22 protein-coding genes and 1 pseudogene are annotated in these 21,144 nt (G+C 73.4%); 16 read left to right on the top strand and 7 right to left on the bottom strand.

Features of this window, described 5'->3' with window-relative positions; translation table 11 throughout:
* Nucleotides 1-60 precede the first annotated feature (60 nt).
* The 4 genes from KWI83_RS20455 to dhaM all read left to right on the top strand — a co-directional run bounded on the left by KWI83_RS20455 (nt 61) and on the right by dhaM (nt 2,548).
* Nucleotides 61-231 (top strand): hypothetical protein, encoded by a 171-nt coding sequence (locus KWI83_RS20455; protein ID WP_218515804.1) that lies wholly within the window; start codon nt 61-63, stop codon nt 229-231.
* A 276-nt stretch (nt 232-507) separates the two neighbouring features.
* The gene (gene dhaK / locus KWI83_RS20450; RefSeq protein WP_218515803.1) at nt 508-1,500 is read left to right on the top strand and encodes a dihydroxyacetone kinase subunit DhaK; all 993 of its coding nucleotides are present in this window, start codon (nt 508-510) and stop codon (nt 1,498-1,500) included.
* Nucleotides 1,501-1,545: 45 nt separating this feature from the next.
* Nucleotides 1,546-2,145, top strand: a complete 600-nt coding sequence (gene dhaL / locus KWI83_RS20445) for a dihydroxyacetone kinase subunit DhaL (RefSeq protein ID WP_218515802.1) — start codon at nt 1,546-1,548, stop codon at nt 2,143-2,145.
* On the top strand, nt 2,138-2,548 hold the full coding sequence (dhaM, locus tag KWI83_RS20440; protein ID WP_218515801.1) for a dihydroxyacetone kinase phosphoryl donor subunit DhaM: 411 nt from the start codon (nt 2,138-2,140) through the stop codon (nt 2,546-2,548). Before dhaL ends, dhaM begins: the two co-directional genes overlap by 8 nt.
* A gap of 90 nt (nt 2,549-2,638) precedes the next feature.
* On the opposite strand, the gene KWI83_RS20435 is transcribed toward dhaM, so the two are convergent.
* Nucleotides 2,639-3,124 carry a TetR family transcriptional regulator gene (locus KWI83_RS20435; protein WP_218515800.1) on the bottom strand — a complete coding sequence of 162 codons (486 nt, stop codon included), beginning with the start codon at nt 3,122-3,124 and terminating at the stop codon, nt 2,639-2,641.
* On the opposite strand from KWI83_RS20435, the pseudogene KWI83_RS20430 reads away from it, so the two are divergent.
* Nucleotides 3,107-3,353: pseudogene (locus KWI83_RS20430) on the top strand (SDR family NAD(P)-dependent oxidoreductase); the annotation flags it as partial. The gene KWI83_RS20435 and the pseudogene KWI83_RS20430 overlap by 18 nt on opposite strands.
* Before the next feature lie 123 nt (nt 3,354-3,476).
* On the opposite strand, the gene KWI83_RS20425 reads toward KWI83_RS20430, so the two are convergent.
* Nucleotides 3,477-4,178 carry a glycoside hydrolase family 75 protein gene (locus tag KWI83_RS20425; RefSeq protein WP_218515799.1) on the bottom strand — a complete coding sequence of 234 codons (702 nt, stop codon included), beginning with the start codon at nt 4,176-4,178 and terminating at the stop codon, nt 3,477-3,479.
* Between the two features lie 360 nt (nt 4,179-4,538).
* Here KWI83_RS20425 and KWI83_RS20420 point away from each other — a divergent pair, with 360 nt between their 5' ends.
* Together KWI83_RS20420 and KWI83_RS20415 are read left to right on the top strand one after the other, a co-directional pair.
* The gene (locus KWI83_RS20420; RefSeq protein ID WP_218515798.1) at nt 4,539-5,519 is read left to right on the top strand and encodes a fibronectin type III domain-containing protein; all 981 of its coding nucleotides are present in this window, start codon (nt 4,539-4,541) and stop codon (nt 5,517-5,519) included.
* A gap of 163 nt (nt 5,520-5,682) precedes the next feature.
* Entirely contained in the window at nt 5,683-6,216 is a 534-nt protein-coding gene (locus tag KWI83_RS20415; protein ID WP_218515797.1) for a hypothetical protein, read from the top strand.
* Nucleotides 6,217-6,236: 20 nt separating this feature from the next.
* Here the strand turns inward: KWI83_RS20415 and KWI83_RS20410 are convergent, their stop codons facing one another.
* The 3 genes from KWI83_RS20410 to KWI83_RS20400 form a co-directional block, all read right to left on the bottom strand.
* On the bottom strand, nt 6,237-6,785 hold the full coding sequence (locus KWI83_RS20410; protein ID WP_218515796.1) for a PadR family transcriptional regulator: 549 nt from the start codon (nt 6,783-6,785) through the stop codon (nt 6,237-6,239).
* A 29-nt stretch (nt 6,786-6,814) separates the two neighbouring features.
* Nucleotides 6,815-8,830 carry an NADPH-dependent 2,4-dienoyl-CoA reductase gene (locus KWI83_RS20405; RefSeq protein WP_218515795.1) on the bottom strand — a complete coding sequence of 672 codons (2,016 nt, stop codon included), beginning with the start codon at nt 8,828-8,830 and terminating at the stop codon, nt 6,815-6,817.
* Between the two features lie 82 nt (nt 8,831-8,912).
* Nucleotides 8,913-9,287 carry a hypothetical protein gene (locus KWI83_RS20400; RefSeq protein ID WP_218515794.1) on the bottom strand — a complete coding sequence of 125 codons (375 nt, stop codon included), beginning with the start codon at nt 9,285-9,287 and terminating at the stop codon, nt 8,913-8,915.
* 303 nt (nt 9,288-9,590) lie between these two features.
* Between KWI83_RS20400 and KWI83_RS20395 the strand changes: the two genes are divergently transcribed.
* On the top strand, nt 9,591-11,669 hold the full coding sequence (locus tag KWI83_RS20395) for a SpoIIE family protein phosphatase (protein ID WP_218515793.1): 2,079 nt from the start codon (nt 9,591-9,593) through the stop codon (nt 11,667-11,669).
* A gap of 27 nt (nt 11,670-11,696) precedes the next feature.
* Here KWI83_RS20395 and KWI83_RS20390 read toward each other — a convergent pair whose 3' ends face one another.
* The gene (locus KWI83_RS20390) at nt 11,697-12,479 is read right to left on the bottom strand and encodes a putative protein N(5)-glutamine methyltransferase (RefSeq protein ID WP_218515792.1); all 783 of its coding nucleotides are present in this window, start codon (nt 12,477-12,479) and stop codon (nt 11,697-11,699) included.
* Nucleotides 12,480-12,769: 290 nt separating this feature from the next.
* On the opposite strand from KWI83_RS20390, the gene KWI83_RS20385 reads away from it, so the two are divergent.
* The 7 genes from KWI83_RS20385 to KWI83_RS20355 all read left to right on the top strand — a co-directional run bounded on the left by KWI83_RS20385 (nt 12,770) and on the right by KWI83_RS20355 (nt 18,527).
* Nucleotides 12,770-13,375, top strand: coding sequence for a sulfite oxidase-like oxidoreductase (locus KWI83_RS20385; RefSeq protein ID WP_218515791.1), 606 nt, complete (start codon nt 12,770-12,772; stop codon nt 13,373-13,375).
* A complete protein-coding gene (locus KWI83_RS20380; protein ID WP_218515790.1) occupies nt 13,368-14,123 on the top strand; it encodes a ferredoxin reductase in 756 nt (251 codons plus the stop codon). Before KWI83_RS20385 ends, KWI83_RS20380 begins: the two co-directional genes overlap by 8 nt.
* 157 nt (nt 14,124-14,280) lie before the next feature.
* A complete protein-coding gene (locus tag KWI83_RS20375; RefSeq protein WP_218515845.1) occupies nt 14,281-14,865 on the top strand; it encodes a hypothetical protein in 585 nt (194 codons plus the stop codon).
* Nucleotides 14,866-14,976: 111 nt separating this feature from the next.
* The gene (locus KWI83_RS20370) at nt 14,977-15,945 is read left to right on the top strand and encodes an acetylxylan esterase (protein ID WP_218515789.1); all 969 of its coding nucleotides are present in this window, start codon (nt 14,977-14,979) and stop codon (nt 15,943-15,945) included.
* Nucleotides 15,946-15,967: 22 nt separating this feature from the next.
* Nucleotides 15,968-16,372 (top strand): nuclear transport factor 2 family protein, encoded by a 405-nt coding sequence (locus tag KWI83_RS20365; RefSeq protein ID WP_218515788.1) that lies wholly within the window; start codon nt 15,968-15,970, stop codon nt 16,370-16,372.
* Nucleotides 16,373-16,461: 89 nt separating this feature from the next.
* The gene (locus KWI83_RS20360; RefSeq protein ID WP_218515787.1) at nt 16,462-17,628 is read left to right on the top strand and encodes a serine hydrolase; all 1,167 of its coding nucleotides are present in this window, start codon (nt 16,462-16,464) and stop codon (nt 17,626-17,628) included.
* Nucleotides 17,629-17,780: 152 nt separating this feature from the next.
* A complete protein-coding gene (locus KWI83_RS20355; protein ID WP_218515786.1) occupies nt 17,781-18,527 on the top strand; it encodes a GntR family transcriptional regulator in 747 nt (248 codons plus the stop codon).
* Nucleotides 18,528-18,665: 138 nt separating this feature from the next.
* On the opposite strand, the gene KWI83_RS20350 is transcribed toward KWI83_RS20355, so the two are convergent.
* Nucleotides 18,666-19,388, bottom strand: coding sequence for a class I SAM-dependent methyltransferase (locus tag KWI83_RS20350; RefSeq protein WP_218515785.1), 723 nt, complete (start codon nt 19,386-19,388; stop codon nt 18,666-18,668).
* A 599-nt stretch (nt 19,389-19,987) separates the two neighbouring features.
* Here KWI83_RS20350 and rho point away from each other — a divergent pair.
* Nucleotides 19,988-21,133 carry a transcription termination factor Rho gene (gene rho, locus KWI83_RS20345; RefSeq protein ID WP_218515784.1) on the top strand — a complete coding sequence of 382 codons (1,146 nt, stop codon included), beginning with the start codon at nt 19,988-19,990 and terminating at the stop codon, nt 21,131-21,133.
* The last annotated feature ends 11 nt before the right edge of the window (nt 21,134-21,144 follow it).

Below are 21,144 nucleotides of genomic sequence, written 5' to 3'. Positions count from 1 at the left end.
CGCCGAACCGGGGCTGACGGGCGCGGAGTTGGCCCGCCGCCTCAACGTGGGCCCCGGGCCGTGGCCTCGCCGGTGGCGCGGCTGGAGGGCCGCGGGCAGCTGGAGCGCCGTGAACACCGCGCCACCGGCATGTGCAGGAGCTGCCAGGTCACCGATGATCTGGGCCTGCAGGAGACCGCACGGCTGCGGGCGCTGCTCGACCAGGTGGCCGACGCCGTACGCAAGGCCTGAGCCGCTCTGCGTCGCCGCCGCCCGGCGCAGGCCACCGAGCCCGGCACATACGGTTCGCGATCACCGCCACCCCCCTCAATTGTCACAGTGAGCGATGATGATTCTGTCTGGGGAACCATCCGCCCGCGTGACCTTCACCGTCTCAAGGTCGATACTGCCGACAGCAGCCCTCCACATCAGCACCGCCAGACCCGCCAAGACCGACGATCGAGCTTACTGGTCCTGACCGGCTGAAACGCAGGTCAGCGGCTCATCTGATCTCATCAGGAGGCCCCCATGAAGATCCTCATGAACGTACCGGAGACCGTCGTCGCGGACGCGCTGCGCGGTATGGCGGCGGCTCATCCGGAGTTGACCGTCGATGTGGAGAACCGGGTGATCGTACGGCGGGACGCGCCCGTCGAGGGCAAGGTCGCGCTCGTCTCCGGTGGGGGCTCGGGGCACGAGCCGTTGCACGGTGGGTTCGTGGGACCCGGGATGCTGTCGGCCGCCTGCCCCGGGGAGGTCTTCACGTCCCCCGTGCCGGACCAGATGCTGCGCGCGGCCGCGGCCGTGGACAGCGGGGCCGGCGTGCTGTTCGTCGTGAAGAACTACACCGGTGACGTGCTCAACTTCGACATGGCCGCCGAGCTCGCCGAGGACGAGGGCATCCAGATCGCCAAGGTGCTGGTCAACGACGACGTGGCCGTCACCGACAGCCTCTACACCGCCGGGCGGCGCGGCACCGGCGCCACGCTGTTCGTGGAGAAGATCGCCGGGGCCGCCGCCGACGAGGGGCAGCCGCTGGAGCGGGTCGAGGCGATCGCGCGGCAGGTCAACGAGAGCTCGCGCAGCTTCGGCGTGGCGCTGAGCGCCTGCACCACGCCCGCCAAGGGCACCCCCACCTTCGATCTGCCGCCCGGCGAGCTGGAGCTGGGCATCGGCATCCACGGCGAGCCCGGCCGGGAGCGGCGGGCGATGATGACCTCGCGCGAGATCGCCGACTTCGCGGTGCATGCCGTACTGGAGGACCTGGCCCCGAGCAATCCCGTCCTGGTCCTGGTCAACGGCATGGGGGCGACCCCGCTGCTGGAGCTGTACGGCTTCAACGCCGAGGTGCAGCGGGTGCTCGCCGAACGCGGGGTCGCCGTCGCCCGCACCCTCGTCGGCAACTATGTGACGTCCCTCGACATGGCGGGCGCCTCGGTCACCCTGTGCCAGATCGACGAGGAGTTGCTGCGGCTGTGGGACGCGCCGGTGCGGACGCCGGGGCTGCGCTGGGGTATGTGACACGGCGACGGGACGATCAAGGCACCTACCACGCGAGGAGACCCAGTGCTCGACGCCGACTTCTTCCGCCGTTGGATGGCGGCGACCGCCGCGTCCGTGGACCGCGAGGCGGAACGGCTCACGGCCCTCGACTCCCCCATCGGGGACGCCGACCACGGCAGCAATCTGCAACGCGGGTTCACCGCCGTGACGGCGGCGCTGGAGAAGGAGGCCCCGGACACGCCCGGCGCCATCCTGACCCTGGCGGGGCGGCAGCTGATCTCGACGGTCGGCGGGGCCTCCGGGCCGCTGTACGGCACGCTGCTGCGCCGTACCGGCAAGGCGCTCGGCGACGCCGCCGAGGTCGACCGGGCGCAGCTCGCCGACGCGCTGCGGGCGGGCGTGGACGCCGTGATGACGCTCGGCGGGGCCGCGCCCGGCGACAAGACGATGATCGACGCCCTGGTGCCGGGGGTGGACGCGCTCAGTGACTCCTTCGGCGCGGCGCGCAACGCCGCCGAGCAGGGCGCGCTGGCGACGACCCCGTTGCAGGCCCGCAAGGGCCGGGCCAGCTATCTGGGCGAGCGGAGCATCGGGCACCAGGACCCGGGCGCCACCTCGTCGGCACTGCTCATCGCGGGGCTCGCGGAGGCCGCCGATGAGTGACGAGAAGCTGGTCGGGATCGTGCTGGTGTCGCACAGCGCGCAGGTGGCCGAGTCCGTGGCCGAGCTGGCGAAGGGGCTCGCGGGCGGCGGTACGGCGGTGCCCGTCGCCCCGGCGGGCGGCACCGAGGGCGGCGAGCTGGGGACGAGTGCGGAGCTGATCGCCGCCGCGGCCGCGTCCGTGGACCGGGGCGCCGGGGTCGCCGTGCTCACCGACCTCGGCAGCGCCGTCCTCACCGTGAAGGCGCTGCTCGCCGAGGGCGACGAGCTTCCCGCCCGGACCCGCCTGGTGGACTGCCCGTTCGTCGAGGGCGCCGTCGCCGCGGTCGTCACGGCGGCCACGGGAGCCGACCTGGACGCGGTGGTGGCGGCGGCCTCGGAGGCGTACAGCTACCGCAAGGTCTGACTGTCAGGCCGGGCCCTTCCACCGACGGCGGAGGGTGTGCGGGCAGTGACTTCCCGGTCGCCCCCTCCGCCGCCGTACCGCCTCGGCTCCTCACCTCAATCCCTCCGCCACGGCGGCCGACGCCGAGCGCACCGTCACCTCCAGCTCGTCCTCCTCCGCCCCGCGCCCGGCGGCCCGCCAGGCGCAGTGCTCCACCGCCGCCCGCAGCGCCGCGTTGAACATCGCCGCCTGGATGGCCGCCCGCGGGTCGTCGGCCGACAGCCCGGCCCGCTCGGCGAGGGCGCGGGCGCACGCCGGTTCTGCCTCGCCGTACGTCTGGAGCCAGACCGCGCGCAGGCCCGGCTCGGTCCGGGTGTGCCGTACCAGCGGCCCGAGGAGCGTGCGCTCGGGACCGGCCACGAGCGGCCGTCCCGGTCGCCAGTCGCGCGGGCACCCCGCGAGCATCTCGATCCCGGCCGAGAACAACGGCCGTACGCAGCTCTCCTTGCTCGGGAAGTACCGCCACACGGTCCGCGCCAGGACCCCGACCGCCGGGCCGATCTGCTCGCCGGTGGTCGCGTGGACGCCCTGACGCACGAGGACGGCCGCAGCGTCATCGTCACCGGAGCGGGCTCCGGCATCGGGCGCGCCGCCGCCCTGGCCTTCGCCGCCGAGGGCGCCCGGGTCGTGGTGGCGGACCTCAACGCCGAGGGCTCGGCGGCGACGGTCTGCCGTCGTCGACCGGGTGACGCGGACCGCGGTGGAGCGGTTCGGCGGGGTGGACGTGCTGGTGAACAGCGCCGGGATCATGGACCGCATGTCGGCGCCCGAGAACGCCATCGCCCCGGGCGGCACCAGCACCGGCATCGCCGCGTGATCCTGCCCGTCGACGACGGCTGGTCCGCCGTCTGACGGCCACTCAGCCACGGCAGGCGGACTTGGCGACCACTCACCCACCGTCCACAAATCGCCGCGCCAGCCGCTCCCCCTCCGCCACAGCGGCGGCCTCGCTCTCCAAGGGTGAGACCCGCGAGCCCTTGAAGACGACGTAGGTGACACCGGAGTCCGTCCCCCCACTCAGCGGGTCGGGCGGGATGCCGAGGGCCCGGGCGGCGGCGTACGACGCCTCGCCGATGACCGCGCGAGGCCCGGCGTCACCGACGACCGCGTACTGCACCCGGCCGCGATAGATGATGGCCGCCGCCGACCCGCCGCGCACGCCGTGCTCGCGGTAGTCCCAGATGCGGCTGGGGACGGGCACGACGACGTACGGGAGGCGTTCGGCGTTCAAGTGGCGGCCGTCGGAGTCCTGGAAGGCCGTGCCGGCGGCGAAGTACGGGTCGGCGCGGCGGTTGCAGCGGCGGCCGGGGCGGCCGTCGCAGTCGATGTCCATGTCCGCCGTCCAGAAGACGGCGTCGCGGGTGCCGCAGACGGGGACGGTCGCGGGCCTGCCGGCGTCGGTGCGGTAGTGGCCTCTGGACACGGGGATGCAGTCCCGCACCTTGGCCAGCAGGTCGGCCGCCCGGACGGCGCCCTCGGCCGGTCTCTCGTGCCGGGAGCGGGGTTCCTTGGGAGGGTGGGCGGTCGAGGGCGTCGCCGGGGCGAGCAGGGCGGCACTTGCCGCGGCCAGCGCGAGCAACTGGACACGCACGATAGAAGACTCTCTGCTGGGGGACACTGACGGTCACTCCGCACCATCTGATGCTGTTCCCGATCATGAGGCCATCCGAGGGGTCCGGACGGTGCACGCCACGCGTGTCCACCAGGGGGCGGGATCCGAGCCCGTGTCGGCTCGGCCTCCCGGCCGCCCCGGCCGGCGCGGGTTCAGCGACGACAGCGGTCCGCGCCACAGCACGAACTCCGCACGACTCAGGGCGAGTTCGTCCGTGCTCGCTTCAGCATACGTAACCGCGCGCGGTGCTCCGGAACACACCACCCTCTTGATGTGATCGCGTCAGACGCGTCATATTGGTCCGGACCATTGCCGCCGTGCCATCCCGGGAGGCCAGTCGTGCGACGCGTTCCCGTCCCCGCTGCCCTGGTCCCCGGCGTGCTGCTGCTGGTCTCGTCCTGCGGCTGGGGCGGTACGGCGGACGGCGACGAGGGGCGGCTGCCCGCCGCGCCGACGGGGGTCACCGCGGCGGCGGGCAGCGCGACCAGCGTCCATGTGATGTGGAACGCCGTGGCCTCACGCGGCGTCAGCGTCTACGAGGTGTACCGCGACGCCACCAAGGTGGAGGAGGTCCCCGGCTCCGAGCACATGGTGGACGTGACCCGGCTCAAGCCGTCGACGACGTACGTCTTCAGCGTGCGGGCCCGGGACGCCGAGGGGCGGCTCGGGCCGCGCAGCCGTGAGGTGCGGGCGAGGACACCCGCCGCCGTCGCGTCCGACACCGCGGCCCCCTCACGGCCGGGCGAGGCACGGGGGCGGGCCGCCGGGAGCCGGGCGGCGCAGTTGTCGTGGGCCGCGTCGACGGACGACCGGGGCGTGGCGTCGTACGACGTGTACCAAAGCGGCACGAAGATCCACAGTGTGGGCGGGGGACAGACCGCGACCGTGGTGACGGGGCTGCGGCCGGGCACCCGCTACTCCTTCACCGTCCGGGCGCGGGACGCGGCGGACAACCTCTCCCCCGCCAGCGCCGCCGTCCGGCTGACCACCGCGCCGGGCACGGACGACGGGCGGGACACCGCGCCGACCGACTTCCGTGCGACGACCCGGCGCGCCGACGGGGCGTACCACATCGACCTGTCGTGGGTGCCGCCTGAGGTGGACGGGGTGATCACCGAGTACCAGGTCCAGCTCGACGGCCGCCCGGCCACCACCCTCGTCTGGGGCGGGGCCGTGCCCCGGGGCAGGGCGACGTACAGCTTCTACATCGGGCGGGAGGCCGGGGTGAGCCATCGGGTGCGGCTCCGCGCGCGACTGCCGGACGGCACCTGGGGCGGCTTCTCGGCGGAGCGGACGGTGACGACCGGCGAGGGGCGCTGAGACCTCCGGGCATGCCCTGGACGGCGGAACACGTCACCTGTGCGGGTGCGGTCCGCATGCGGGACGGGCCGGGGGCACGTTGGCTGCCTTTGAGGCAGCACGGGCGTTCCCCGACCTCGGCGGCGCAAGGGATGTACCGCCAACCGTGCCGCCGGAGGGTTCCATGCGTACTTCTCAGCCTCTTCTCGGGGCGGCCCTGGCAGCCGCCGCGCTGCCGCTGGCCCTGACCGCCGGACCGGCCGCCGCGAACACCGGTATCTCGGTGAGCACCGTCGGCTCCACGGTCTCGGTGACGACCAGCGCGTGCACCCAGGTGAACGGCAGATGGGGCACCGCCTCGCTCCTCAGCAGCAGCCAGGCGAACTTCGCCCAGGGCCGCCAGGTGCCGGTGACCGGCACGGTCACCCAGCAGAACGCGGCCTGGACCAACGTCAGCCCGGGCACGTACACCGTCATCGTCATGTGCTCCAACGGCAACACCGCCGGCACCCAGTCCGTCATCGTGGCCGCCCCGTCCAGGCCGACCATCTCGTCGACGTCCACGGCCTCGCCCACACGCGGTGTGATCGGCGGCGTCGGCGGCGCCAGCCGGGACTACGGCACGCTGACGCTGGTGGCGGGCGGGGCGCTGGTGGGGACGGGGGTGATCGCCACGGTCTGGTTCCTGCGCCGCCGCTCGAAGCCGTACCGGCTCTGAGCCCGGCTGCCAGACGACGTCTAGCGCTGTTCCGTCGGCAGTTCGGCGAACTCCGCCAGGGCGTGCTCCAGCCAGCGCGTCCAGAAGGTCTCCAGGTCGATGCCCGCCCGCAGCACCAGGTGCTGGAGCCGGTCCTGGGGGCTGTCCTTGCCCGGCGGGAAGTCGCGCCGCTCGATCTCCTCGTACTCCGCCAACTGCCGCCGGTGCAGGTCCAGATGGCGGCGCAGATCGTCCACGACGCCTTCGGTGCCGACCACGGCCGCGGCGCGCAGCCGCAGCAGCAGCGGGTCGCGGTGCGGCCTGGGATCCTGGGCGGCGGCGGTCCAGCGGGCCAGTTCGGCGCGGCCCGCGGGCAGCACCTCGTAGCTCTTCTTCTGCCCGCGCACCGGCTGCTCGGTCGGCAGGGCCCGGATCAGCCCCTCGGCCTCCAGTTTTCCCAGCTCCCGATAGATCTGCTGATGCGTCGCCGACCAGAAGTAGCCGATCGACCGGTCGAAGCGGCGGGTCAGCTCCAGCCCCGAGGACGGCTTTTCGAGCAGGGCGGTGAGGATCGCGTGCGGGAGTGACATGGTGGCCATCCTAGGGACGGGCCCCATGACTACAGGGCGGCCGCCAGTTCGGTGCCCTGCCTGATGGCGCGCTTGGCGTCCAGCTCGGCGGCCACGTCGGCACCGCCGATGAGGTGCGCGGGGCGCCCGGCGGCGACCAGCTCCTCGTACAGATCCCGGCGCGGCTCCTGCCCGGTGCACAGCACGATGGTGTCGACCTCCAGGACCGTGCTGGTCTCGCCGACGGTGATGTGCAGTCCGGCGTCGTCGATACGGTCGTAGCGCGCGCCCGGGACCATGGTGACGCCGCGGTGCTTGAGCTCGGTGCGGTGGATCCAGCCGGTGGTCTTGCCGAGGCCCGCGCCGACCTTGCTGGTCTTGCGCTGGAGCAGATGAACTGTGCGCGGCGGTGCGGGCCGCTCGGGGGCGGCGAGTCCGCCGGGGCCTTCATAGGTCATGTCGACGCCCCAGTGGCGGAAGTACGTCGCCGGGTCCTCGTGCGCCTTGTCGCCGGAGTCGGTGAGGTACTCGGCGACGTCGAAGCCGATGCCGCCGGCGCCGAGGATCGCGACGCGGTCGCCGACGGGGGCGCCGTCGCGCAGCACGTCCAGGTAGCCGAGGACCTTAGGGTGGTCGACGCCGGGGATGTCCGGGGTGCGCGGGGTGACGCCGGTGGCGACGACGACCTCGTCGTGGTCGGACACGTCGGCCGGGGTCACGCGCGTGTTGAGGCGGACGTCCACCCCGTGCGCGTCGAGCTGGTGGCGGAAGTAGCGCAGCGTCTCGTCGAACTCCTGCTTGCCGGGGACCTTGCGGGCGACGTTGAGCTGCCCGCCGATCTCGCTCGCGGCGTCGAACAGCGTGACCGCGTGGCCGCGTTCGGCGGCGCTGACGGCACAGGCCAGGCCCGCCGGGCCCGCGCCGACGACGGCGACCCGCTTGCGCCGCCGGGTCGGGGAGAGCACCAGCTCGGTCTCGTGGCAGGCGCGCGGGTTGACCAGGCAGGAGGTGATCTGCCCGCTGAAGGTGTGGTCGAGACAGGCCTGGTTGCAGCCGATGCAGGTGTTGATGGCCTCCGGCTTGCCCGCTGCGGCCTTGGCGACGAAGTCGGGGTCGGCGAGCATCGGGCGGGCCACGGACACCATGTCGGCGCACCCGTCGGCCAGCAACTGCTCGGCCAGCTCGGGGGTGTTGATGCGGTTGGTGGTGACGAGCGGTACGGACACCTCGCCCATGAGCCGCTTGGTGACCCAGGTGTACGCGCCGCGCGGCACCGAGGTGGCGATGGTGGGGATGCGCGCCTCGTGCCAGCCGATGCCCGTGTTGATGAGGGTCGCCCCGGCTTCCTCGACCGCCTTGGCGAGCGCGATCACCTCGTCGAGGGTGGAGCCGCCGGGCACGAGGTCCAGCATCGACAGCCGGTAGATGACGATGAAGTCCTCACCGACCGCCTCGCGCACGCGCCGGACGACCTCGACCGGGAAGCGCATGCGGTTCTCGTACGAGCCGCCCCAGCGGTCGGTGCGGTGGTTGGTCTGCGCGGCGATGAACTCGTTGATCAGATAGCCCTCGGACCCCATGATCTCCACGCCGTCGTATCCGGCCCGCCGGGCGAGGCGGGCGGCGCGGGCGTAGTCGTCGATGGTCCGCTCGACCTCGGCGTCGGTGAGCGCGCGGGGCGGGAAGGGGCTGATCGGGGCCTGGAGGGCGCTGGGGGCGACCAGGTCCTGGTGGTAGGCGTACCGGCCGAAGTGCAGGATCTGCAGGGCGATCCGGCCGCCCTCGCGGTGCACGGCCTCGGTGATCCGCCGGTGCTGTTCGGCCTCCACCTCGGTGGTGAGCTTGGCGCCGCCCTCGTACGGCCGCCCCTCGTCGTTGGGTGCGATGCCGCCGGTGACGATCAGGCCCACGCCCCCGCGTGCCCGGGCGGCGTAGAACTCCGCGATGCGCTCGAAGCCGCGTTCGGCCTCCTCCAGGCCGACGTGCATGGAGCCCATCAGGACGCGGTTGGGCAGGGTGGTGAAGCCCAGGTCGAGCGGGCTCAGCAGGTGCGGGTAACGGCTCATGGCCCCTCCGTGCGCGGTGACGTCCCTCTGTTGTAGACGACCGCGCACGGTTTATGCAACTAGTTGCATAACGGGAGGGGTGTCAGCGACTCTCCAGCCGTACGTGCAGCTCCCGCTCCTGGTCGCCGGAGGCCGTGGCGAGGTCCTGCACCTTGAACAGGTCGTGCAGGGTGGTGCGGAAGCGGTCGATCGCCCAGTAGCCGCCGTGCGCGTCGGCCTCGACGGAGGCCGAGAGCCGGGGGGTGGCGGGGCGAGGGCCCTCGTGCGGTTCGGAGACCTCGAAGGTGCCCAGCCACACCGTCGGCCGGACCTCGTGCCACTCGCGCGGTATGTCGTCGGAGCACCGGTCCGAGTCGAAGCACGCGCACAGGGTGTCGAAGACGATCCGGGCGTCCTCCTTGCTGCATCCGCTGATCTCCAGGGAGACGGATTCCGGGTGCAGTCGCTCACTGTCCATCGTGGGGCTCCTCTCGTGGCCGCACTGCGGTACGGCAGCGGGTTCCCGCACAGCCCCGTGCCGCACTCCCAGAAAACCACCACATTCCGGGATGTACAGCCCCGAGAGGAGCACCGGCTCAGCTCTTCGTGAAGCGGTACGTCTTGCCGTCGGTCAGGATGCAGATCGCCAGACACCCCCAGTCATGTTGAGGGATGGTGGAGTAGGGCTGTGGTGGCGTAAGAGAGAGGGTTGAGCGCGGTACGGCAAGGGGAGTCGGCACGAGGACGGCGTGCCGTGCGGAAGGCGAAGGCGGTGCGTGGGATGGGTGCAACCGGGCCACCGGTGGCCGAAGGGACCGAGCCGGGCAGCGGGCCGGAGCGGCCCAGCGGCCTGCTCGACGTGCTGGGCGTGGCCTCGGTGGTACTGGACGCCAAGGGCTGCATCGTCCTGTGGAGCCCCCAGGCCGAGGAGCTGTTCGGCTACCCGGCGCACGAGGCGCTGGGCCGTTACGCCGCCCGGGTGATGGTGCACGAGGAGCACTTCGACCTGGTCAGGAAGCTGTTCGCCGATGTCATGGCGACCGGTCGGGCCTGGGCGGGTGCCTTCCCGGTGCGCCGCAAGGACGGCAGCACCCGCCTGGTGGAGTTCCGCAACATGCGGCTGCTGGACGACCGGGGCGACGTCTACGCCCTGGGCCTCGCCGCCGACCAGTCGACCGTGCGCCGGCTGGAGCAGGACGTCGCGCTGTCCACGCGGGTGATCGCGCAGTCACCGATCGGGCTGGCCGTCCTGGACGCCGGGCTGCGCTATGTGTCCGTGAACGCGGCGCTGGAGCGGATCAACGGCGTCCCGGCCGAGGAACACATCGGCCGGACCATCGGCGAGGTGCTGCCGATGCTGGAGCTGGCGCCCCTGGAGGCCGCGTTGCGGCACGTCCTGGACACCGGGCAGCCGCTGGTCGACCACCCCGCCGTCGGCCGTACCCCGGCCGACCCGCACGAGGACCACGCCTGGTCGATCTCGCTGTACCGGCTGGAGGACGCCCGCGGCACGGTGCTGGGCGTCGCCCTGTCGGTCGTGGACGTCACCGAGCAGTACCGGGCGGGCGTGGAGGCGGAGGCCGCGCGGCGGCGGCTGGCGCTCATCGCCGACGCGTCGGCCCGCATCGGCACCACGCTGGACCTGGACCGCACCGCCCACGAACTGGCCGACGTCGCGGTACCGGAGCTGGCGGACGTGGCCGCCGTGGACCTGCTGGACTCGGTGGTGGGCGGCCGCCGCAGCAGCCCCGACCCGTCCCAACCGGCGGTGATCCGGGCCCTGGCGGTACGGGCGGACGACGCACCGGAGGCCCTGCGGGCGGCCGACCCGCCGGGACAGGTGGCCCGCTACGGCCCCGACCGCCTGGTCACCGAGTGCGTGCGCACCGGCCGGCCGGTGATGGTCCCGCGGGTCAAGGAGGAGGACCTGCCGCGCATCGCCCGGTCCCCGGAGGCGGCCGCCCTGCTGGCCCGCTCGGGCGTCCACTCGTATCTCGCCGTCCCGCTCATCGCGCGCGGCGAGGTGCTGGGCGCCCTCGACCTCAAGCGCATCCACAACCCGCTGCCGTTCGGCGAGGACGACCTCCTGCTCGCCCGTGAACTGGCCGCCCGTGCGGCGGTGCAGATCGACAACGCCCGCTGGTACCAGAACGCCCGCGACACCGCCCTCACCCTCCAGCGCAGCCTGCTGCCCAGCCATCCGTCCGTCACCGGCGGCCTCGAAGTCGCCTCCCGCTACCAGCCGGCCGGCGCCGCCACCGAGGTCGGCGGCGACTGGTTCGACGTCATTCCGCTGGACGGCGGCAAGACCGCGCTCGTCGTGGGCGATGTGATGGGCAGCGGCATCACCGCCGCGGCGACCATGGGCCGGCTGCGCACCGCCACCAACACCCTGGCCTCCCTCGACCTGGACCCGGCGGTGCTCCTCGAACACCTGGACCGGATCACCGAGGGCCTGGACCACTCGATCGCCACCTGCCTCTACGCCGTCCACGACCCCCGGCAGCGGTGCTGCCGGATCGCCAACGCGGGCCATCTGCCGCCCGTCCGCGTCCGCGGCGACGGAACGCGCGAGCTGCTCGACCTGCCGACCGGCGCGCCGCTGGGCGTGGGCGGCGTCGAGTTCACCACCACCGTCTTCGACCTCGACCCCGGCGACGAACTCGTCCTCTACACCGACGGCCTGGTGGAGACCCGCAGTCACTCCCTCGACGAACGCCTGGACACCCTGCTGGCGCTCCTCGACGACCCGACCCGCCCCCTGGAAGACGTCTGCGACCTCCTCGTCCGCACCCTGCACCACCCCGACAACCACGACGACGTGGCCGTCCTCATCGCCCGGGCGCAGACGGGAGACTGACCCGGGCCCGCGCCCTGTGAACCGACGTCAGTTGGTGCCGATCACCACATGCGCGTGCAGCTCCTCCGACACCGCCAGACGGGTCGTGAGGCCGGCCCGGTCGAAGGCGGCGACGGCCTGGGGGGCCTGGCGCTGGCTGGTCTCGCTCAGCAGGCAGCCGCCGGGCGCGAGCCACTCGGCGGCACCGGCGGCGACCCGGCGCAGCACGTCCAGTCCGTCGGCGCCGCCGTCGAGGGCGGTGGGCGGTTCGTGGTCACGTGCCTCGGCGGGCAGGAGACCGACCTCGGCGGTGGGGACGTAGGGGACGTTCGCGGCGAGGATGTCGACGCGGCCCCGCAGTTCGCCGGGGAGCGCCGCGTACAGGTCGCCTTCGTGGACCCGGCCGCCGTGCCCGGCGACATTGCGCCGGGCGCAGTGCACCGCGGCCGGGTCGATGTCGGCGGCGTGCAGTTGGACCCGGTCCAGGGCCGCGGCGAGGGCGGCGCCCACCGCGCCCGAGCCGCAGCACAGGTCGACGACGACCGAGGCGTGCGGGGCGGCGGCGACGGCTTGTTCGACCAGGAACTCGGTGCGGCGGCGGGGGACGAAGACGCCGGGTTCGACGGTGATGCGCAGCCCGCGGAACTCGGCCCAGCCGAGGACGAGTTCGAGGGGCAGTCCGTCGCTGCGGCGGGCCACCATCGCGGCGAGTTCGTCCGGGGTGCGGGCGGCGCCGAGGATCAGCTCCGCCTCGTCCTCGGCGAAGACACAGCCCGCGGCACGCAACGCGGCGACCACGGAGGCGCGGGAAGGGGAAAGCGGCAGGGGCATGCGGGGTGAGAGCCTTTCGGAAGCCGAAGGGCGCTCTCTCGGTCGTCTACTGCCGGTGGTCCGCGCCGACATGAGGGGAGAGCACCCGACCTGGCACAGCGGTAATGGGTCCCACCTCCTCGGTCACGCACGGCTGGGACCGCCCTCAGCCGGACGGTCACCCTACCCCACGGGTCGGACGGCGACCGCCTCCGGGGGCATGTCCTCGTACCCCGTACGGTGGTACGCGTACGCACTGATCACGCTCTACCCGCGGGCCGCCGCACCGGCGGTCTGGAGGCACCACCCGCATGAACGTCACCCGAGGCTTCACCGGGCGTCCGCGCGTCGACAACCCGGGGCTGCCGCCCGGCCAGTACGACGCGGGCGACGACTGGCCCGTCCTGTCCGCCGAGGTCACCCCCGACCTCACCCCCGCCGACTGGACCTTCCGCGTCGACGGCCTGGTGGAGGCGCCCCGCACCTGGGACTGGGCGCAGGCGCACGCGTTGCCGGCGTCCGCGTACGAGGGGGACATCCACTGCGTGACGAGCTGGTCGAAGTTCGGGGTGCGCTTCGGGGGCGTCTCGCTCGACGCCTTCCTGGAGCAGGTCCGCCCGCTGCCGACGGCCACGCACGCCGTCGCCTACGCGCACACCGGGTACACCACGAACCTCCCGCTCGCCGACCTCACCGGCGGACAGGCCTGGATCGCCTGGGAGTACGACGGCCGGCCGCTCCCGCCCGAACACGGCGGGCCGGCGCGGCTGCTGGTGCCGCATCTGTACTTCTGGAAGAGCGCTAAGTGGATCGCGGGCCTCCGCCTGCTCGACCACGACGAGCCCGGTTTCTGGGAGCAGAACGGCTACCACGCGCGGGGCAACCCGTGGGAGGAGCAGCGGTACTCCGGTGACTGACACGTTCACTCCCCCGACGCGGTTCGCCGTGCCCGGCCGGATCGCCGTGAGCAACGGCACCGCGGGCCGCTGGCAGACCGCCACCCTCACCGAGATCCGCCGCGAGACACCGCGCGCGGCCACCTTCCGGTTCGCGGTGCCCGCCTGGGCGGGGCATCTGCCCGGCCAGCACCTGATGCTCCGGCTGACGGCCGCGGACGGCTACACCGCCCAGCGCCACTACTCGATCGCGTCCGCGCCGGACGACTCCGGGCACATCGAGCTGACCCTGGACCACGTCGCGGGCGGTGAGGTCTCCGGCTGGTTCCACACCGAGGCCCGGCCCGGCGACCGGGTCGAGGTGCGCGGGCCGCTGAGCGGCTTCTTCGCCTGGCCGGGCGACCGGGCCGCGCTGCTGATCGGCGCCGGATCCGGCGTCGTACCGCTGATGTCGATGGTGCGGCACCACCGGGCGCGCGGCCTGTCCGTGCCGCTGCGGCTGCTGGTGTCCGCGCGGACCCCCGAGGAGCTGATCTTCGCGCGAGAGTACGGCGCCGAGACGACGCCCGTCTTCACGCGCACGGCGCCGCCGGGCGTACCGGTGGGTCGGATGAGCGCGGCGCATGTGGCGCCCCTCCTGGAGGCGGCGCCTCCCGGTGGGTGGGAAGCCTATGTGTGCGGCTCCGACGCCTTCGCCGAGCACGCCTCCCGTCTGCTCGTGGCGGCGGGCCAGCCGGTGGACCGGATCCGGATCGAGCGCTTCGGCTGAGCACCCGCCCCCTGCGCCGCCCCGTCCCCCTCATCGTCGGTCCCCATGAACGAAGTCCGTGGGACGGGGTACCTGAAGCATGTGGCTCTCGCACGCGTACATGGGCCCGGGAGGTGCCGGTACGGCTTCCGGGCTCGGTGACGGCGAGGAGGCGGAGATGCGAACCCGGGTGCGCGGCTGGCGTTGGCGGCGCAATCCGCTGCGGCGCAGGTCGGACGTCGTCGAGGCGTGGACGGTGCTGGCCGTCGCGGTCCTGCTGTTCCTGGGCGCGCCGCTGGCCGGGGCCCTGGCGGGCTGGTGGGCGCACGGCGAGGCACGGCAGACCGCGGCGGCCCAGCGGGAGGACCGGCGGCACGTCCGTGCCGAGGTCGTCGGCCGAACCCCCGACACGCTGCCCACGGTGCACGGCGGCCGGGAGTACTCGTACCGGGCGACCGTGCGCTGGACGGAGCCCGGCGAGGACCCCCGGACGGGCACGGCGCGGGTTCCGGCGGGGACGCGGCCCGGGGAGACGGTCGACGTGTGGTTCGACGGGCGCGGCCGCAGCGTGCCGCCGCCCGCAAGCGCGGCGACGATCTGGCAGCACAGTCTGACCATGGGGATCTGCGCCACGGCCGGCACGGTCGGCGTGGTGCTGGTCGGCCACGCCGCCGTCCGCCGGGTGGCGGACCGGCACCGGATGGCGGAGTGGGAGCGCGCGTGGGCGCGTACGGAACCGGAGTGGACCCGCCGTCGGGCCTGAGGCCTGCACCACGGGAACTGTTGCGGCGCAGGACCCGGGTATCTGGCGAGTGGTCCGACCACCCGCGTACGGTGTGATCACCAATGTCGTCTGCGCTGAAGGCGGTCCTACATGGCCCTGTTCGACCTCCCCCTCGACGAGCTCCGCGAGTACCACAGCTCCTCCGCCGCACCCGAGGACTTCGACGCCTTCTGGTCCAAGACGCTCCAGGAGGCCCGCGAGTACGACCTGGACGCCCGGTTCGAGCCGGTCGACACCGGACTGACCACCGTACAGGTGTTCGACGTGACGTTCGCCGGGTTCGGCGGTCACCCGGTGAAGGGCTGGCTGACGCTGCCCGCCGCCGCCGAGGAACCGCTGCCGCTGGTCGTCGAGTTCGTCGGGTACGGGGGCGGGCGCGGGCTGCCCCTCGAGCATCTGCTGTGGGCCTCCACGGGCCGCGCGCACTTCGTGATGGACACCCGCGGTCAGGGCAGCGCCTGGGGCGCCGGTGGCGGCACCCCTGACCCGGTCGGCGGCGCTCCGGCGTACCCGGGCTTCATGACCCGCGGCATCGACGCGCCCGAGAACTACTACTACCGCCGGGTGTTCACGGACGCGGTCCGCGCCGTCGAGGCCGCCCGCTCGCATCCGCTCACCGACCCGGCCCGCACCGTCGCGCTCGGCGCCAGCCAGGGCGGCGGCATCGCCATCGCCGTCGGCGGTCTGGTCCCGGACCTGGTGGCGGTCGCGCCCGACGTGCCGTTCCTGTGCGACTACCCGCGCGCGGCGACGCTGACGGACCGACACCCGTACCGGGAGATCGGCCTCTACCTCAAGACGCACCGCGGCCGCAGCGAAGACGTGCTGCGTACGCTGTCCTACTTCGACGGCGTGCACTTCGCCGCCCGTGGCGGTGCCCCCGCCCTGTTCTCGGCGGCACTGGAGGACCAGACGTGCCCGCCGTCCACCGTCTTCGCCGCGTTCAACGCCTGGGCGCACGAGGAGAAGGCGATCGAGGTGTACGACTTCAACGACCACGAGGGCGGCGGCCCGTTCCAGGAGGCCGCCAGGATGCGCTGGCTGCGCTCGTACGCCTGAACAGTCCGCTGAAAGGTCTGTCATGGAGGCACGGGAGGCCGCCGAGCGGTTCGTCCGCGTGTGGGAGCGGGGCTGGGCCACGCACGACGTGGACGCGCTGCTCGCGCTGTACGCCGAGGAGTGCGTCCACCGCTCCATGCCGTTCCGCGAGCCGCACCGCGGGCGCGCGGCACTCGCCGCGTATCTGCGCCGGTCGTTCGCCGACGAGCGGGTGACCGACGTGCGCTTCTCGGCCCCGGTCGTGGGCCAGGAGGGGATGGCGGTCGCCGAGTTCCGGGTGCTGTCCGAGGAGGGCGGCGAGCCCGTCACCCTGGCCGGATGCGTCTTCGTCCGGTTCGACGCCGACGGACTGGCGGTCGAGACACGGGACTACTGGCACACCGCCGACGGCCACCGGGAGCCGACGGGGTCGCTGTTCTTCGGCTGACCTTCCGCGCTGTCCGACCAGTCGGTACGTTCAGGGAGCCCCGGTCCGCAAGGTCGCGGGCCGGGCTTCCTACGGACGACGGAGGGTGCATGTCCGAGCGCGAGCCACAGATCCACGGCCACTGCGACGCCCGCTTCACGGCGGTGCGTGCGGCGTTCGAGGAGAACTTCCGGGAGCGGGAGGAGCTGGGCGCGGCCGTCACGGTCATGGTGGACGGCGTGACCGTGGTCGACCTGTGGGGCGGCTGGGCCGACCCGGCCCGCACCCGGGCCTGGGAGCGCGACACTCTGGTCAACGTGTGGTCGACGTCCAAGGGCCCGGTGGCGCTGTGCGCGCACGTCCTCGCCGACCGGGGCCTGCTGGACCTCGACGCGCCGGTGGCCACGTACTGGCCGGAGTTCGCCGCGGCGGGCAAGGAGAAGGTCCTCGTACGGCATCTGCTCTCCCACCGGGCCGGCCTGTCCGGCCTGCGCGAACCGCACTCGTTCGCCGACCTGTGCGACTGGGAGCTGACAACCCGTCGGCTCGCCGCGACGGAGCCCTGGTGGGAGCCGGGGACGCGGTCGGGGTACCACGCGCTGACGTACGGCCATCTGGTCGGGGAGGTCGTCCGGCGGGTCTCGGGGCTGCTGCCCGGCGCGTTCCTGGCGCGGGAGGTGACCGGGCCGCTCGGCATCGACTTCACCATAGGGCTGCCGGAGAAGGACGCCGGGCGGGCAGCGGAGCTGACGCACCGGCGGACCGCGCCCCGCTCCGAACAGACGGCGATCTTCAGCCAGTTGGCGCCGGCCGCGCTCGCCGCGCTGACCAACCCCGCAGTGGGCGCGGCCGAGGCCAACACGCCGGAGTGGCGGGCCGCCGAGATCCCCGCCGCGAGCGGCCACGGCACCGCGCGGGCGGTGGCGGCCCTGTACGGGATCCTCGCGGGCCGGGGATCGTACGGCGGCCGACGGGTCCTCTCCGCCGAGGCGGCCGAGCGGGTGCGGGAGGGCCAGGGCAGTGGCCGGGACCTGGTGCTGGGCGCCGGGCTCGACAGGGAGACGGAGGCCTGCCTCGGCCTGTGGCTCAGCGGGCCGCACGGCTCGTACGGGCGCAACCCCCGGGCCTTCGGGCACGACGGGTTCGGCGGGTCCTGCGGGCTCGCCGACCCGGAGGCGGGCGTGTCGCTCGGGTATGTGATGAACCGCATGGGGCCGCACATCGCCGACGATCCACGGAAGATGGCGCTGGTGAACGCCCTGTACGGCGCCCTGTGACAACCCTGCGCGCCCTCCTCGGGCGAGTTCCCGCCCAGTCTGTTTCGGCCGAACCGCCGGAGTGGCCTTCCGTGCTGGTTTAGACCAATGCTAGATCTGGTGGCGCAATGAGCCCGCACGGCTACCGCACGTCACCAACAGGAGGGCGCGGCATGGCCCGCACCACCCCGCACGACCGCCCGCACACCGACGAACGGCCCCTGTACTGGCGGATCGCGACGGAACTGCTCGGCGAACTACGCGACGGCGCGATCCCGCCCGGCGAACGGCTGCCGGGCGAGCGGCAGTTGGCCGAGCACTTCGGGGTCAGCAGGGAGACCGTACGGCAGGCGCTGGAGGTGCTGCGCCGGGACGGCCTGGTCGCCACCGACCGGCGCGGCAGTCACGCCACGCTGCCCGGCCCGCCGGTCGAGCACCTCACCTCGTCGGCCTTCCCGGTCGGTGCCCGGCGCGCCGCCGACCCGCGTGCCGTCGACCGGGCCACCGTCACCTGGGAGACGCCCCCGCCCGAGCACGCGGCGGCCCTCGGGCTCGCCCCGCACCGGCCGACCCTGATGCACCGCTACGAGTCCGCCTCCGCCGACGGCCGCGGCCTGCGCAGGGCCGTCACCTCCTTCTCGGCCGTGGCCCTGTCCGAGGTCGAGGAGCTGGGCCGCTACCGCGACCGGGCCGACGGCACCGCCGCGGCCCAGCTGCGCCGCGCCTACGACTGGATGCGCAGGGCAGGGCTGACCCTGCACCACCGCGACGCCATCACCCGCCTCCCCGACACCCCCTCGGTCCGGGTGACCCGCCTGGTGCACGACCAGTACGAGCGGCCACTGGAGGTCACCGACCTCGTCGTGGACGCCCAAGGGGACGCGCTGGTCTACGAGTTCACGCTCCCGGCGGCGGTCTGACCGGGTCCTGGGCCGGGCAGGGCCCGCCGCCGCTCCCGCGGGTCGCAGCGAGGTGCGGGTCCGCCCGGCCCCGGGCGCGGAGCGCGGCGCATGCCTCCTTCAACGCCGATCTGCTCGACTTCATCCGGAGCTGAGCCCCTACCGGAGGCGCCGGGCCACGACCATCCGCACCCGCGGGCTCCCGTCCCGCCGCCCGAACTCGGGCAGCGGGTGCAGATCCACCCGGAACCCGGCGCCTTCCAGCTCTCGGAGGACATCCCCGAACCGCACGGCCCGGTAGTACATGACGAACGGCGGCCGCCACACGGCGTTGCGCACCCGCATCACCAGGTCGAAGCCCAGCAGCATGCAGTACATCAGGGAGCCCGTCCGAGGCGGGGCCACGACGGGGAACACGAAGCACCCGCCGGGCCGCAGCACGGAGTGCACCTGGGCGAACAGTCCCGGCAGCTCCCGCGGCAGGAAGTGCCCGAACGCCCCGAAGCTCACCGTCACGTCGAACGCGGGGCGGAACGGCAGGGCCCTGGCGTCCGCACGCACCCACGACACCCGAGGCAGGCCCGACGGGACACGCTCCCGCGCGACCGCGAGCATGCCCGCGCTGAAGTCGACTCCCGTGACGCTGCGCTCGCACACCTGCCGCAGTACGCCGACGCCCGCGCCGGTACCGCAGCACAGGTCGAGCCCGTCCTCGAACGGCCCGATCCGCCGCAGCGCCGAGGCGACGGCGTCGAGCACCGAGTCCGGCGTGCGGAAGGGGGTGTGATCGAACTTGGGAGCGAGCAGGTCGTAGCCACGCTCGACCGACGACAACGCCTGGACGGCGAGTTCACGCAGGCTGGGACCTTGGGGGCTGAACATCGACTTCAGCTTAGAGGTCCTTGCACTATGAGCGTCCGATCAGGTCGCGTGGCCTGGTGCCGTGCATCGCAAGGCGCCGGAGCGCCCAGGTAGCTCCGCTACCTGGGCGTTTCGGCAACGCGGCGAGGTGCGGTGCCAGGCCGCGCGACCCGGGCGGGCATAGTGCAAGGACCCCTCAGTCCCGCCCGGACGGCAGGCGCGGCGTGGCAGGGATCAGCAGCCCGGTCACGCCGGAGTGGACGAAGACCAGCCCGGCGGCGGCCGGGCGCCGACACTTCGCCGGGTCAGCAGGTGAGACGTACGTCACAGCGGAAGTCGCGTGCGAGGCGGTAGAGTGCGACGAGCACTTGTGTACGCCCCGTTGTGGCGCCGGTGCCAGTTCCTTCCTCAGCCTGCGAGACACCCGCCGTTTCTCCTGGCCGGTGCAGCGGCTTCCCAGCACCACCTCCTCCACGGGCCGTCAGGCCGTCGCCGAGGTGCTGTTCCCGCCGCCCGGAGGCACATACGTACGCCTCGTCCGCGGCTCTTCCCCCATCCCTTCCCTTCCTCCCGCTCGCCTGCGCGGCAGGCCGCCGAGTCCTTCGAAAGGACCGACCACCATGACCATCACACTCGAACGCCCTCCCCATCAGCACTCGGCCCCGGCCTCCCAGGTCGCCACCGGTGTCCTCGACATCGACGCGGGCGGCAAGGGACATCTGCGAAGCCTGGACTGTCTGCCCTCGCCCGCCGATCCCCAGCTCCCGGCCGCCCTGATCCGCCGGTACGGGCTGCGCGAGGGAGACCTCGTCGAAGCCGTACGTGGTCCCCAGCGCGCCCTGACGGAGGTCGAGCGCGTGGACGGCCACGCGCCCGGGCAGCTCCGGGGCCGCCGCCACTTCCGCGACCTCACGCCCCTCCACCCCCGCGAGCGACTCCGCCTCGAACACCCGGCGGCGGGTCTCGCCGGACGCGTCGCCGACCTGATCTCCCCCATCGGCAAGGGGCAGCGCGGGCTGATCGTGGCCCCGCCCAAGACCGGCAAGACCGTCCTGATCCAGCAGATCGCGGCCGCCGTCGCCGGGAACCACCCCGAGTGCCGGTTGATGGTCGTGCTGCTCGACGAGCGGCCCGAGGAGGTCACCGACATGCGGCGCTCGGTGCGGGGCGAGGTGTACGCCTCGACCTTCGACCGGACGCCCCAGCAGCACATCGCGCTCGCCGAGCTGGTGATCGAGCGGGCCAAGCGGCTCGTCGAGGCCGGTGAGGACGTGGTGATCCTGCTCGACTCGCTGACCCGGCTGTGCCGGGCGCACAACAACGCGGCGGCCTCCGGCGGCCGTACTCTCTCCGGCGGTGTGGACGCGGCCGCGCTGCACGGACCCAAGCGGTTCTTCGGGGCCGCGCGGCTGGCCGAGGAGGGCGGCTCCCTGACCGTCCTGGCCACCGCCCTGGTCGAGACCGGCTCCCGGGCCGACGACTTCTTCTTCGAGGAGCTCAAGAGCACCGGCAACATGGAACTCCGGCTGAGCCGCGAACTCGCCTCCCACCGGGTCTTCCCGGCCGTCGACATCACCGGCTCCGGCACCCGCCGCGAGGAACTGCTCCTCGCCCCGGCCGAGTTGACCGCTGTACGGGGACTGCGGCGGGCGCTGCGGACCAGGGACGGCGAGGCCCGTCTGGAGACGCTGCTGGAGCGGATGCGGCAGACCCCCGACAACGCCACGTTCCTGCGCCGGATCCAGCCAACGCTGCCGGCCGGCTAGGCAGCCCCCTC

It is taken from the genome of Streptomyces sp. TRM70350, from assembly GCF_019219825.1.
GTDB lineage: Bacteria > Actinomycetota > Actinomycetes > Streptomycetales > Streptomycetaceae > Streptomyces.
The sequence above is the reverse complement of the archived record's forward strand: the minus strand, read 5'-3'. Positions and strand labels throughout refer to the sequence as shown.

What these genes read in the sequence shown, in the direction of transcription:
- dhaK (WP_218515803.1), top strand. Translation starts at nt 508, where the DNA reads ATGAAGATCCTCATGAACGTACCGGAGACCGTCGTCGCGGACGCGCTG.
- dhaM (WP_218515801.1), top strand. Translation starts at nt 2,138, where the DNA reads ATGAGTGACGAGAAGCTGGTCGGGATCGTGCTGGTGTCGCACAGCGCG.
- KWI83_RS20415 (WP_218515797.1), top strand. Translation starts at nt 5,683, where the DNA reads ATGCGTACTTCTCAGCCTCTTCTCGGGGCGGCCCTGGCAGCCGCCGCG.
- KWI83_RS20410 (WP_218515796.1), bottom strand. Translation starts at nt 6,785, where the DNA reads ATGTCACTCCCGCACGCGATCCTCACCGCCCTGCTCGAAAAGCCGTCC.
- KWI83_RS20405 (WP_218515795.1), bottom strand. Translation starts at nt 8,830, where the DNA reads ATGAGCCGTTACCCGCACCTGCTGAGCCCGCTCGACCTGGGCTTCACC.
- KWI83_RS20400 (WP_218515794.1), bottom strand. Translation starts at nt 9,287, where the DNA reads ATGGACAGTGAGCGACTGCACCCGGAATCCGTCTCCCTGGAGATCAGC.
- KWI83_RS20395 (WP_218515793.1), top strand. Translation starts at nt 9,591, where the DNA reads ATGGGTGCAACCGGGCCACCGGTGGCCGAAGGGACCGAGCCGGGCAGC.
- KWI83_RS20390 (WP_218515792.1), bottom strand. Translation starts at nt 12,479, where the DNA reads ATGCCCCTGCCGCTTTCCCCTTCCCGCGCCTCCGTGGTCGCCGCGTTG.
- KWI83_RS20385 (WP_218515791.1), top strand. Translation starts at nt 12,770, where the DNA reads ATGAACGTCACCCGAGGCTTCACCGGGCGTCCGCGCGTCGACAACCCG.
- KWI83_RS20375 (WP_218515845.1), top strand. Translation starts at nt 14,281, where the DNA reads ATGCGAACCCGGGTGCGCGGCTGGCGTTGGCGGCGCAATCCGCTGCGG.
- KWI83_RS20370 (WP_218515789.1), top strand. Translation starts at nt 14,977, where the DNA reads ATGGCCCTGTTCGACCTCCCCCTCGACGAGCTCCGCGAGTACCACAGC.
- KWI83_RS20365 (WP_218515788.1), top strand. Translation starts at nt 15,968, where the DNA reads ATGGAGGCACGGGAGGCCGCCGAGCGGTTCGTCCGCGTGTGGGAGCGG.
- KWI83_RS20360 (WP_218515787.1), top strand. Translation starts at nt 16,462, where the DNA reads ATGTCCGAGCGCGAGCCACAGATCCACGGCCACTGCGACGCCCGCTTC.
- KWI83_RS20355 (WP_218515786.1), top strand. Translation starts at nt 17,781, where the DNA reads ATGGCCCGCACCACCCCGCACGACCGCCCGCACACCGACGAACGGCCC.
- KWI83_RS20350 (WP_218515785.1), bottom strand. Translation starts at nt 19,388, where the DNA reads ATGTTCAGCCCCCAAGGTCCCAGCCTGCGTGAACTCGCCGTCCAGGCG.
- rho (WP_218515784.1), top strand. Translation starts at nt 19,988, where the DNA reads ATGACCATCACACTCGAACGCCCTCCCCATCAGCACTCGGCCCCGGCC.